The organism is Flavobacterium cheonhonense (genome assembly GCF_035671315.1).
In the GTDB taxonomy this organism is placed as follows: Bacteria; Bacteroidota; Bacteroidia; order Flavobacteriales; family Flavobacteriaceae; genus Flavobacterium; species Flavobacterium cheonhonense.
In genome coordinates, this window is the sequence record NZ_JAXAVY010000001.1 from 902464 (window position 1) to 915384 (window position 12921).

10 protein-coding genes are annotated in these 12921 nt (G+C 40.5%); 9 read left to right on the forward strand and 1 reads right to left on the reverse strand.

Annotation, left to right across the window (positions count from 1 at the left end):
* Positions 1 to 1023, forward strand: a complete 1023-nt coding sequence (gene ruvB / locus SK086_RS03970) for a Holliday junction branch migration DNA helicase RuvB (RefSeq protein WP_290872562.1) — start codon at positions 1 to 3, stop codon at positions 1021 to 1023.
* 119 nt (positions 1024 to 1142) lie between these two features.
* Positions 1143 to 2066 (forward strand): tRNA epoxyqueuosine(34) reductase QueG, encoded by a 924-nt coding sequence (gene queG, locus SK086_RS03975; RefSeq protein ID WP_324689940.1) that lies wholly within the window; start codon positions 1143 to 1145, stop codon positions 2064 to 2066.
* Here queG and SK086_RS03980 read toward each other — a convergent pair.
* On the reverse strand, positions 2050 to 3075 hold the full coding sequence (locus SK086_RS03980) for a LacI family DNA-binding transcriptional regulator (RefSeq protein WP_324689942.1): 1026 nt from the start codon (positions 3073 to 3075) through the stop codon (positions 2050 to 2052). The two genes, queG and SK086_RS03980, sit on opposite strands and share 17 nt — an antisense overlap.
* Positions 3076 to 3229: 154 nt before the next feature.
* Here SK086_RS03980 and SK086_RS03985 point away from each other — a divergent pair, with 154 nt between their 5' ends.
* The 7 genes from SK086_RS03985 to ruvA all read left to right on the forward strand — a co-directional run bounded on the left by SK086_RS03985 (position 3230) and on the right by ruvA (position 12921).
* Positions 3230 to 5860, forward strand: coding sequence for a TonB-dependent receptor (locus tag SK086_RS03985; RefSeq protein ID WP_324689944.1), 2631 nt, complete (start codon positions 3230 to 3232; stop codon positions 5858 to 5860).
* 111 nt (positions 5861 to 5971) lie between these two features.
* On the forward strand, positions 5972 to 6325 hold the full coding sequence (locus SK086_RS03990; RefSeq protein WP_324689946.1) for a glutaredoxin family protein: 354 nt from the start codon (positions 5972 to 5974) through the stop codon (positions 6323 to 6325).
* A gap of 3 nt (positions 6326 to 6328) precedes the next feature.
* On the forward strand, positions 6329 to 7711 hold the full coding sequence (locus SK086_RS03995) for an MFS transporter (RefSeq protein ID WP_324689948.1): 1383 nt from the start codon (positions 6329 to 6331) through the stop codon (positions 7709 to 7711).
* The gene (locus SK086_RS04000) at positions 7704 to 8879 is read left to right on the forward strand and encodes a glycoside hydrolase 100 family protein (RefSeq protein WP_324689949.1); all 1176 of its coding nucleotides are present in this window, start codon (positions 7704 to 7706) and stop codon (positions 8877 to 8879) included. Before SK086_RS03995 ends, SK086_RS04000 begins: the two co-directional genes overlap by 8 nt.
* 1 nt (position 8880) lies before the next feature.
* The gene (locus SK086_RS04005) at positions 8881 to 9810 is read left to right on the forward strand and encodes a carbohydrate kinase family protein (protein WP_290872581.1); all 930 of its coding nucleotides are present in this window, start codon (positions 8881 to 8883) and stop codon (positions 9808 to 9810) included.
* 156 nt (positions 9811 to 9966) lie between these two features.
* Entirely contained in the window at positions 9967 to 12258 is a 2292-nt protein-coding gene (locus SK086_RS04010) for an NADP-dependent malic enzyme (RefSeq protein WP_290872584.1), read from the forward strand.
* An 81-nt stretch (positions 12259 to 12339) separates the two neighbouring features.
* Positions 12340 to 12921 carry a Holliday junction branch migration protein RuvA gene (gene ruvA, locus SK086_RS04015; RefSeq protein WP_290872587.1) on the forward strand — a complete coding sequence of 194 codons (582 nt, stop codon included), beginning with the start codon at positions 12340 to 12342 and terminating at the stop codon, positions 12919 to 12921.

Sequence of the window (12921 nt, forward strand, 5' to 3'; positions counted from 1 at the left end):
ATGAATGAAAATCTAGACCCAACCAACCATCACTTCAATCCTGAAGAACTCGATTTGGAGAAAAAGTTAAGGCCGCTCAGCTTTGACGATTTCACCGGACAAGAACAAGTCTTGGACAATCTGAAAGTCTTTGTAGAAGCCGCTAACTTGCGTCAGGAAGCGCTAGACCATACACTTTTCCATGGACCTCCGGGTTTAGGGAAAACTACATTGGCCAACATTTTGGCGAATGAGTTGGGAGTAGGTATTAAAATAACCTCCGGACCGGTGTTAGACAAACCTGGAGATTTGGCCGGTTTATTAACCAATCTTGAGGAAAGAGACGTTTTATTCATTGATGAAATCCATCGTCTAAGTCCGGTTGTAGAGGAATATTTGTATTCTGCTATGGAGGATTTCAAAATCGACATCATGATTGAATCCGGACCCAACGCCAGAACGGTTCAAATCAACCTCAATCCTTTTACGTTGGTTGGAGCAACTACGCGTTCGGGCTTGTTAACTGCTCCGATGCGTGCTCGTTTCGGTATCCAAAGTCGATTACAATATTATAATACCGAATTACTGACAACCATAGTCCAACGCAGTTCTAGTATACTCAAAATGCCAATTACCATGGAAGCTGCAATCGAAATTGCCGGGCGTAGTAGAGGAACACCCCGTATTGCCAATGCACTGTTGCGACGGGTACGTGACTTCGCTCAAATCAAAGGAAATGGTAAAATTGATATCGAAATTGCCCGTTTTTCACTTAGAGCATTGAATGTTGACGCTCATGGTTTAGACGAGATGGACAACAAAATTCTAACTACCATCATCGAAAAATTCAAAGGCGGTCCGGTAGGTTTGTCAACTTTAGCTACAGCTGTTTCCGAAAGCGGAGAAACCATCGAAGAAGTATACGAACCTTTTTTAATCCAAGAAGGTTTTATCGTCAGAACACCTCGTGGTCGTGAAGTCACCGAGAAAGCATACAAGCACCTTGGTAAGATCAACCCGAATATTCAAGGCGGATTGTTTTAGGGCATTTCCCTTCGGGCAGTCGGCCTTCGCCTCGTGTCCCTTCGGGTCGGGTCTTCCGCACTCGCTTTTTTTGTTGCACAAAAAAGAGCTCAAACAATCGCTCCAACCCCTAATGCACCATGAACTCCAGTAAAGAAAAATATACCCAATTCATCAAAGCCGAAGCCAAACGCCTCGGTTTTATGGCTTGCGGGATTTCCAAAGCCGGATTTTTAGAGGAAGAAGCCCCTCGTTTAGAGCGTTGGTTAAACCAAAATTACCACGGCCAAATGGACTATATGGAGGAGTATTTCGACAAACGCTTAGACCCGACCTTATTGGTTCCTGATTCCAAAAGTGTGATTTCACTCTTGGTCAATTATTATCCTTCCGAGTTTCAAAATCCTGATACCTATAAAATATCCAAATACGCTTACGGCAAAGATTACCACAACGTAATCAAGAAGAAAGTGGTCAAGATTTTAAAATCCATAAAAAGGGAAATAGGCGAGGTGCACGGTAGGGCTTTTGTCGATATGGCACCCATAATGGACAAAGCTTGGGCTGCCAAAAGCGGTTTGGGTTGGATGGGTAAAAACAGCAATTTAATTACGCAGAAAGTCGGCTCCTTCTATTTTATTGCACAATTAGTAGTCGACTTAGAATTGGAATACGATGGACCTACTACAGACCATTGTGGCACATGTACCGCTTGTATAGACGCTTGTCCAACGCAAGCCATAGTCTCGCCTTATATAGTTGACGGCAGCAAATGTATATCCTATTATACTATCGAACTCAAAGAAAACATTCCTTCAGACGTAAAAGGGAAATACGACGATTGGATGTTCGGTTGTGATGTTTGTCAAGATGTTTGTCCGTGGAATAAATTTTCAAAACCACACCAAGAACCGGCATTCAAAGCGTATCCCGAACTGTTGTATTACTCTAAAAAAGACTGGGAAGAAATCACTGAAGAGACCTTTGCCAAAGTTTTCCCCAATTCACCACTCAAAAGAGCACAATGGGAAGGCATCAAAAAAAACATTAATTTTTTGAAGTAGAGTCTCGTTCAATTACCGAAGTTTCCAATTCAATGGTTCTGGGCTGAAACGGATGTAATTCTTTTTTAGTATTAATCTCTTCCAATAGGAGTTTGAAAGATTGCACGCCCATTTCAAAACTCGGCTGGTCAACTGTGCTTAATTTAGGCGTAATTACTTGCGACATGAACCAATTGCTAAATCCGATTACTTTCACTTGCTCCGGAACCTTAAGGCCAATTTCATTAAAATGGGCCAAAACACCCACGGCTACCAAATCAGTGATGACAAAGATACCGTCTACATCCGGATGTTCAATTGCAATTTGTTTTCCAAACGCCAAACCTTCTTCAAAAGTTACATTTTTACAAGTGTAAACCAATTTTGAATCGAAAGGAATGCCATTTTGTTCTAAGGCTTTCTTGTAACCCAAAAATCGGTCAATGGCATTTTGAGGATTGACCGGACCTCGTATGTGGGCAATTTTTTTACACCCTTTTTGTATCAAATGCTGCACCGCATTGAATGCCGCTTTTTGGTCGTTGATGATTACTTTAGAACAAGGAATCAGCTTCGATATTTTATCAAACATCACAAATGGAACTTCCTTGCGCAAAATATCGCGGATATGTTCGTCATCGTTGGATTCATTCGAGAGCGACATAATAATGCCATCCACGCGTTTCTGCATCAAAAGTTCCACCTGCTTTTTCTCCAATTCCAAAGATTCATTCGACTGTAAAATAATCACCAAATACCCATTTTTCTCTGCTTCATCAATGATTCCGTTGATGACATTGGAGAAAAAATGATGGACTACTTCAGGTATAATCAATCCAATGGTGCGCGACTCTTTGGTTCGAAGGTTAACCGCAAAACTGTTGGGCGTGTAGCTGAGAGATTGCGCTAATTCTAAAACGGCTTTGCGCGTCTTCGGACTCACATCAGGATAGCCTTTTAACGCCTTAGAAACCGTAGTAATGGATATTCCTAAGGTTTCGGCGATTTGTTTTAAAGTTATGTCTCTCATTTAACAAATATCTTAAAAAAAACTCAATTTGCAATCGAAAACGTTTTCGGTAATTTCGAAAACGTTTTCGATAACGATTTCATAATTAACTGTTAATTAAAAATATAATTTCGGAAAATAAACCAACAAAATTTACTAATCAAACAAATTACAAATGATGAAAAAAAGTACTTTATTTTTGAAAAAGATGTTGTTTGTAGTGGCTTTGCTGCTATTCAATCTTTCTTTTTCACAAAGCAGTAGCTTATCAGGGAAAGTTACCGATGCCAAAGGAGATGCCGTAGTAGGCGCTAACGTGGTATTGAGTAGCGGTTCCAAATCTGCTTCAACCAATGCTGAAGGAATGTATTCTTTCACAGGATTGGCTGACGGTTCAGTTACCGTAACAGTGTCTTACATCGGTTTTGCTACCGAAAAGAAAACCGTAGCCGTACAAGGAAACACTACAATGGATTTCCAACTACAAGACGATTCTAAAGTATTAGAAGAAGTAGTGGTTACCGGTGTGGTAAATCCGAGAGCCAAAATTAAATCCAGTGTTTCCATCACTACTTTAGATGTAAAACAAGTGGAACAATCAGCGCCAAGATCAACCGCTGAAATCTTCAGAACCATTCCGGGTATTCGTTCAGAATCATCAGGAGGTGAAGGGAATGCTAACATCTCTGTACGTGGGGTGCCTATTTCTTCGGGAGGTTCTAAATATTTGCAAATCCAAGAAGATGGTTTGCCGGTATTATTGTACGGTGACATCGCTTTTGCTACTGCAGATATCTTTACCAGATTTGACAGAAACATTGCTAAAATCGAAGCGATCCGCGGAGGTTCAGCGTCAACTTTGTCTTCTAACTCTCCGGGTGGTATCATCAACTTTATCAGCAAAACCGGTAAAACCGAAGGCGGAAGTATGGTAACCAGCTTTGGTTTAGATTACAATGATTTCAGAACTGATATCGAATACGGAGCACGTATCGGAGACGGATTGTACTTCCACGCTGGTGGTTTTTACAGAACCGGTGAAGGTGTAAGAAGTCCGGGCTTTACAGCTAATAACGGCGGTCAATTCAAAATGAACGTAACCAAAGAATTCGAAAACGGTTCGGTTACGGTTTATGCCAAATTCTTAAACGATAGAGCAGCAGCATTCATGCCAATGCCAATCAAAGTGACCGGTAGCAATTCCAATCCTAACTGGGAAAGCATTAGCGGTTATGACGCTACTTCAGGCACGCAACAATCACCTTATCTAATGCACAATGTTGGCTTAGACGGTAACGGTAACGTGAGAAGAGGTAACGTAGCCGATGGTATGCATCCGGTGTCTAAAACATTAGGTGCGTCAATCAATTTCGAATTGGCTGATGGATGGAAATTAACTAACAATGGTCGTTTCTCTTCTAACAGTGGACAATTCATTACACCATTCCCGGCCGAAGTGGCTTCAGCAGCTACCATTGCTAACTCTTTCGGTGCCGGATCAACCTTAACTTACGCTAACGACGGAACGGCTTTCAACAACCCTAACGGTTTAGTATCAAGAATTCATATGTTTGATGTAGAGTTGAACAACTTCAATAACTTCATGAACGACTTGAGAATCACTAAGAAATTTGACAAATTCGGTTTAACCGCCGGTTACTTCAAATCGATTCAAAACATCTCTATGTCTTGGTTGTGGAATTCTTACTTACAAGAAGTATCGGATAACAATCCACGCTTAATTAATGTAACAGATGCAGGTGGAAATTTACTTTCAACCAACGGTTTGTACGCTTACGGTGTACCGGCTTGGGGGAACTGTTGTACACGTAACTATGATACGCAATACAATGTATCGGCTCCATACGCTAACGTGTCTTTCGATGCTACCGATAAATTGTCTTTAGAAGGAGGTATCCGTTTCGATATGGGTCAGGTTAACGGTTCATTCGCCGGTTCTTCTCAAACGGTATACGATATCAATAATGACAACGTAATTTCTGCTCCTGAAAGCAGTGTTTCGGCCATCAATACTGCCAATACAACTGCAGTTGATTACGATTACGATTATGTGTCTTACTCTTTAGGAGCTAATTATTTAATCGATGCCAACCAATCTGTTTTCGCTCGTTACAGTAAAGGTGCTTCTGCTAAAGCGGATCGTATCTTATTCTCGGGCTTGAATTATCTTGACGGAGATAAAATCAACTCATTGGATTACTTGGCTCAAGCTGAGTTAGGCTATAAGAGAAAATTCAGCAAAGGGTATGTATATGCTACATTCTTCACTTCTACTACTACTGAAGAAGGCGGATTCGAAGCAACATCAAACAGTATCATCGAAAACGATTACCGTTCTATGGGTCTTGAAGTGGAATCGTCTTACAAAGTAAACAACGACTTCAACTTACGCGGTGGATTTACCTATACTAAAGCGGAGATTACTTCAGGTGCTAATGACGGTAACGAACCAAGAAGACAACCAAAAATGATGTATAACTTTATTCCGACTTACAAATTCGGAAAAGCCAACAATGTTTTCGGATTGAGCTTCATCGGACAAACCAAAGCGTATGCACAAGACAGCAATGAGTTAGTGATGAACGGTTTCGTAATCGTTAACGGATTTGTAGAATTAGGCATTACCAAAGGTTTATCATTAAACTTAGCCGGAAATAACTTATTCAACACTTTGGCCATCACTGAAGCGGAAGAAGGTAGCATTACAGCCAATACCACTAATATTGTTAGAGCAAGACCTTTGCCGGGAAGATCACTTTCTATGGCATTGACTTACAAGTTCTAAAACAACCTATTTCATGTTTAGTTTGAGTAATTCCTATACCATAGATTTATGGTATGGGAATTATTTTTAACTAAGAATAGTTATCTTTAATTATCGCTAAAAAGGAATCTTATGAAAAAATCAACGGCTATTATATTGTTTTTGATGCTTTGCTTAGGGCAACAGTTGTCGGCACAACAGAACCAATCTAAAACGACTCCAGCTTCCGAAAAAAAGGTAATGATAGTCTATGGTAGCGACGAATGTCACCATTGCACCGACACCAAAAAATACCTCAAAGAAAACAATATCGAGTTTGTTTTTTACGACATCGATAAGAACCAAGAAGCGTTAAAGGAAATGCTGTTCAAACTCAAAAAGGCCAACATCAGTCTGAACAATTTATCAATTCCGGTGATTGATAAGCAAGGCGTAATTTTCACCAATGATATCCCGTTTGAGGCTTTTCTCAAGAAATTGAACTAATCTATGAACCCAAAAACAAACTTAAGCTTTTGGCAAATTTGGAACATGAACTTCGGGTTTTTCGGAATCCAATTCAGTTTTGGTTTGCAGCAAAGCAATATGAGCGCCATTTACAAATACTTAGGTGCCGATGAAGGAAGTTTACCTATGTTGTGGCTTGCCGGCCCCATTACAGGCTTGATTGTTCAGCCTATAGTCGGAGCGATAAGCGATGGAACTTGGTCTCCTAAATTCGGTCGCCGAAAACCATTTTTCCTTATTGGTGCCCTGATTTCCAGCATTGCTTTATTGCTGATGCCTTATTCCAATACGCTTTTTATGGCGGCCAGTTTGTTGTGGATTTTAGATGCAGCCAACAATGTAGCTATGGAGCCGTATCGTGCCTTTGTAGCCGATAAACTCAACGAAAAGCAAATGTCTCTTGGTTTCCTCATGCAGAGCTTTTTTACCGGCTTCGGGATTACATTGGCCAATTTTACCCCGGCCATTTTAGTCTCACTCGGATTTTTGGCCATCACCGATAAAATGGAAAACGGCATTCCGGTTTATACCTATTGGGCGTTTTTTATCGGAGCTTTTGCTTCTATAGCCTCAGTATTGTTATCGGTTATGACCACCAAAGAATTTCCGCCAACGGCTGAAGAATTATTGGTGATTCAGGAAAAGAAAAAAGAAAATCTTTTTAAAACGGTGGCCAAGGATATCGCCGAAGCCTTCAGAACCATGCCACTCACCATGAAGCAACTCATCCCGGTAAAATTCTTTACTTGGTATGCTATGTTTTGTTATTGGCAATACATCACGTCTTCATTGTCCTTGTCGTTATTTGGTACCACAGATCAAGCTTCAGAAGGATTTTCAAAAGCACAACTACTTACCGGTAGTTTGAACGGAACTTACAATATTATCTGTTTTATGGTCGCCTTTTTGTTAGTGCCGATAGCCTTAAAAATAGGTGCTAAAGGCGTACACTTTATAGCGCTGTCCTTAGGAGGAATCGGATTGCTACTAATCCCTTTTTTAAACAACACCGATGTGCTTTTTACCCTGCACAATCCTTTTGGCAATAACATTCCGGTTACTACCATTTTCTTATACTCTTTTGGTTTGGGAATTTCTTGGGCTTCTACTATGGCGATGCCTTACCAATTGTTAGCCGGATCTATTCCCAAAGAAAAGACCGGAGTATATATGGGTATTTTTAATATGTTCATTGTTATTCCAATGGCCATTCAAATCCTAACCATGCAGTATTTTGTTTATGATTGGTTAGGAAACAACCCTATAAATGTTATCAAATTAGCCGGAGTATTTTTAATCATAGCCGGTTTATTAACACTTTTTATTACGGTAAAGAACAAAAATCAAATTGTACAAAGTGAATAAAATAGTATACGATAAAGCGATTCGTTTGCTCCATGAAGTGGCTTCACCTGACGGATTTTTAGCCAGTGCCGAAAATACCACCAATTACAAAAGGGTTTGGGCACGAGATGGCGTAATTTGCGGTTTGGCCGCTTTGGCTTCGGGAGACGAAAAGTTGATTGCCACGTTCAAAAGCACTTTGGACACCTTGGCGGAAAACCAACACGATATAGGTACTATTCCGTCTAATGTATTGGTTTCAGCCGATAAAAAAGAAGTCAGCTATGGAGGATTGGCCGGTCGAGTGGATGCCGTGACTTGGTTTATTATCGGCGTTTGTCAATATGCGCATCACCAATGTGATCCGGCGTTTGTGGTTCGCTATCATTACGAAATTGAAAAAGGATTAGAACTTTTAAACGCTTGGGAATTCAATAACAAACATTTGGTTTATGTGCCGCTTTCAGGGAATTGGGCCGATGAATACATTACCGACGGCTATGTGCTGTACGACCAACTGCTAAGAGTTTGGGCCTTAAGAAGCTACAATCATTTTGCCAAAAGCGAGGTAATACAGGAAAAAATAGAAGCCATTACAAGTCAAATAGAAATTAACTTCTTGCCCGAAAGTACCGGAGAAAAATTCCACGAAAGAGCCTATAAAGAAGTAGTGTTTGCTGATTATATGCCATGTTCTTTTTCGCCTTCAGGATACAAAACCCAATTCGATGCTTTTGCAAATTCCTTAGCGGTTATATTAAATATTGGTCCGAAAACGTTTCACAGCCAACTCTTGAAATTTACCGAGAACTTGGCTGCTGAAACTACACTTGGGTTGTTGCCGGCTTTTTGGCCACCGGTATTTGAAAACGACGAACATTGGCATTTGCTCAAAAACAATTGCCGATATGAGTTTCGAAATTACCCTTACGAATTCCACAACGGCGGAAGTTGGCCTATGGTAAATGGTTTTTACGGTTTGGCTTTACTCGCCAAAGGAGAGGAAAAAAAGGCCACATCAATACTCGACAAAATAAACCGAGCCAATGCCCTTGAGGAGTTTTCGTTTTACGAGAATTTCAATACCAAAACGGCCGAACCTAATGGTGTGTCTTTTTGTGCATGGAGTGCTGCAGCCACCATTTTAGTCCATCAATCAATACATCAAAATTTTAAAATACTCGTTTAAGTTGAAAACCATAGATATCATATGCATAGGCGAAGTACTGATTGACTTTATCGGTCATGAGGTCAATACTTCTATCAACAGAACCAAAGATTACCACCGTTTTTTGGGCGGTTCGCCTACTAATGTAGCGGTGAATGCATCCCGATTGGGGTTGAATGCCGTGTTGGTGGCTTCGTGCGGCCAAGACGGATTGGGCGATTACGTGATTCGAAAACTAAAAGCCAACAACGTCAATACAGACCATATAGGAAAATCTGAAACAGTGCCAACCTCGGTGATTTTTGTTTCTAAATCAACCGAAACACCCGATTTTATCCCGTACCGTCAAGCCGATTGCGAAATATCAGAAAGTCAATTGCCGGACAACGTGATTGCCCAAGCCAAAATTTTTCACACTACTTGTTTTGCGTTGAGTAAAAATCCGGCGAGACAAACCATTTTGAATCGCGCTCAAAAAGCCAAAGCGTTAGGTTTGCAGTTGAGCATCGATATCAATTTCTCCGAACGCATTTGGCCGGATAGGGAAGAAGCCAAAAGTGTACTCAAGCAGTATTTGGCCAATGATCCGTTGGTCAAGTTAAGCGAAGACGATTGTTATCGCCTCTTTGCGGCTGTAAAATCAGAAGAATACATCTTCGATTATTTCCATAGTTTAGGCGCTTCAACCATTTGCTTAACCAAAGGGAAAAACGGTGTGGTAGTGTCTGATATCAATCAAGGGCTGTTTTTTCAAAAAGCCATTCCCATTGAGGAAGTTAAAGATACTACGGGCGCCGGAGATGCCTTTTGGACCGGATTTTTATACGCCCAATTACACCAAAATTCTTTGGAAGAAACCATAACCGTAGCGCAAAAATTAGCCGCCATCAAACTGCAAAATGTGGGCAGATTGCCGGAAAATATCAACATCAAAGCACTGATAGAAGAATAAACGCCAACCACAAATTTAGTTAGTTATGCTGAGGAAAAGCCGTGTAGTATTTATACGGCTTTTTGCTTTTTGAGTTTGTGCAAAAAGAAATGGTCAAAAATTTCCATTTTACACCGATACTTCTACCTTTGTAAGTCTGAATAAAAAGATTCTACAATGAACAAATACAGCAAGCGAAGAGAAGCACTATTGTACCATGCTAAACCTACGCCGGGTAAAATTCAAGTTGTACCTACCAAAAAATACGCCACCCAAAGAGATTTATCGTTAGCCTATTCTCCGGGAGTAGCGGAGCCTTGTTTGGAAATAGCCAAAGACGTAAACAACGTTTATAAATATACTGCCAAAGGAAATTTAGTAGCCGTAATCAGTAATGGAACCGCTGTTTTAGGATTGGGAGATATTGGTCCTGAAGCTTCAAAACCGGTTATGGAAGGCAAGGCATTGTTGTTCAAAATTTTTGCCGGAATCGATGTGTTCGATATTGAAGTTGGTACCAAAGACATCGATGCTTTTATCGAAACCGTTAAAAATATTGCGCCAACTTTTGGTGGAATCAACCTTGAAGATATTAAAGCACCGGAATCTTTTGAAATTGAAAGACGCCTGGTAGAAGAGCTCAACATTCCGGTGATGCACGACGACCAACACGGAACGGCCATTATTTCATCAGCCGCTTTATTGAACGCTTTAGAGTTGGCTAAAAAGAAAACTACCGAAGTAAAAATAGTGGTTTCAGGAGCAGGTTCTGCCGCTTTGGCTTGTGCCAATTTATACATTTTGTTGGGCGTAAAACCCGAAAATATTATCATGTTTGATAAAGATGGTGTGCTTTCTTCGGAAAGAACCGATTTGTCGGATTTGCAAAAAAGATACACCCATGGTAAAGCCGGAATTACCTTAGCGGAAGCTTTGGTTGGTGCCGATGTTTTCTTGGGATTGTCAGCCGGAAATATCTTGACTCCTGAAATGTTATTAGGCATGGCCAAAAATCCGATAGTGTTTGCTATGGCGAATCCAATTCCTGAAATCGATTACGATTTAGCGATTGCCACACGCAAAGACATCATCATGGCTACCGGACGTTCGGATCATCCTAATCAGGTGAATAACGTTTTAGGTTTTCCATATATTTTCCGCGGCGCTTTAGATGTGAGAGCGACAAAAATTAATGAAGAAATGAAAATGGCAGCGGTACATGCCTTGGCTGAATTGGCCAAAGAACCGGTGCCGGAACAAGTAAATATTGCCTACGGAGAAACCCGTTTGAATTTTGGTAAAGATTATATTATCCCAAAACCTTTTGATCCCAGATTAATCACTCATGTTGCACCAGCCGTAGCCAAAGCAGCTATGAATTCCGGTGTGGCTTTGAATCCGATTACCGATTGGGAAAAATATGAAGAAGAGTTGTTAGAACGATTGGGTTCTGATAACAAAATGGTACGTTTGTTAACCAACCGTGCTAAAACTGATCCGAAACGCGTGGTTTTTGCTGAAGCCGATCATTTGGATGTCTTGAAAGCAGCACAAATTGCCTATGAAGAAGGTATCGCTCATCCGATTTTGTTGGGGAATAAAGATTTGATTTTAGAATTAAAAGAAGAACTGGGCTTTGATGCCGATGTGCCTATTTTTGATCCGAAAACCAAAGAGGAAGACGCCCGCCGAATGCAGTATGCTGATACTTATTGGAAGTCGAGACAACGCCGAGGGATTTCGTTGTTGGATGCACAAAAATGGATGCGCGAACGCAATTATTTTGCAGCAATGATGGTAAATGAAGGCGATGCGGATGCTATGGTTTCCGGTTATTCCAGAAGCTATCCTTCTACCGTAAAACCCCTAATGCAATTGATAGGAAAAGCACCGGGAATTACCTTGATTGCCACCACTAATATGATGATGACCAATCGCGGACCAATGTTTTTATCCGATACCGCTATCAATCCAAATCCAACCGCAGATGAGTTAGCTAAAATTGCTTTGATGACTGCCAAAACCGTTCGTATGTTTGGTATGGAACCGGTAATCGCGATGGTTTCTTTTTCAAACTTCGGTTCTTCATCCCATGAAAGTGCCACGAAAGTACGAGAGGCTGTAGCTTATTTGCACAAATACTATCCGGATTTGATTGTTGATGGTGAAATCCAAACCGATTTTGCGCTCAATCAGGAAATGCTGGCTAACAAATTTCCGTTTTCAAAGTTGGCCGGAAAGAAAGTCAATACTTTGGTATTCCCGAATTTAGAAGCGGCTAACATCAATTACAAACTATTGAAAGAGCTTTACAAAGTGGATTCGATAGGTCCGATTATGTTGGGAATGGAGAAAGCGGTTCATATTTTCCAATTGGGTGCCAGCGTAGAAGAAATGGTGAACATGGTAGCCGTAGCGGTTGTAGATGCTCAAGAAAAAGAAAAAAGAAAGAAAGGAACTGTAAAATAGTTTGGTAATAATGTTCAGATATTGCAGTTGAATGATGTCAGTTCAGGAATTTTGTTATATTTGGAATAGATTTAAACGGTAATGATTGCACATATTCAAGGGAAATTAGTCGAAAAAACACCTACAGATGTGGTGATTGATTGCAACGGAGTAGGCTATCACGTTAATATTTCATTGCATACTTTTTCATTGTTGCCGCAGACAGATTTTATCAAGTTGTACACGTATTTGCAAATCAAAGAAGATGCGCATTCGCTTTACGGATTTGTTGAAAAATCAGAACGGGAACTTTTTAAATTACTCTTGTCTGTATCAGGAATAGGTGCCGGAATAGCCCGAACCATGTTGTCTTCTTTGGATCCGAAACAAATCATTCAAGCTATCGCTAACGGCGATGTGGGAACGGTTCAGTCTATCAAAGGAATCGGAAACAAAACGGCTCAAAGGGTCATCTTGGACTTGAGAGATAAAGTGTTAAAAATATACGACTTAGATGAAATTTCCGTAGCCCAACACAATATTAACCGAGAAGAATCGTTATCTGCTTTGGAGGTATTGGGTTATGTCAGAAAGAATGCCGAAAAAGTGGTAGACAAAATTCTCAAAGAGAACCCTGAGGCATCAGTGGAATTCATCATCAAACAAGCCTTAAAAAATTTATAA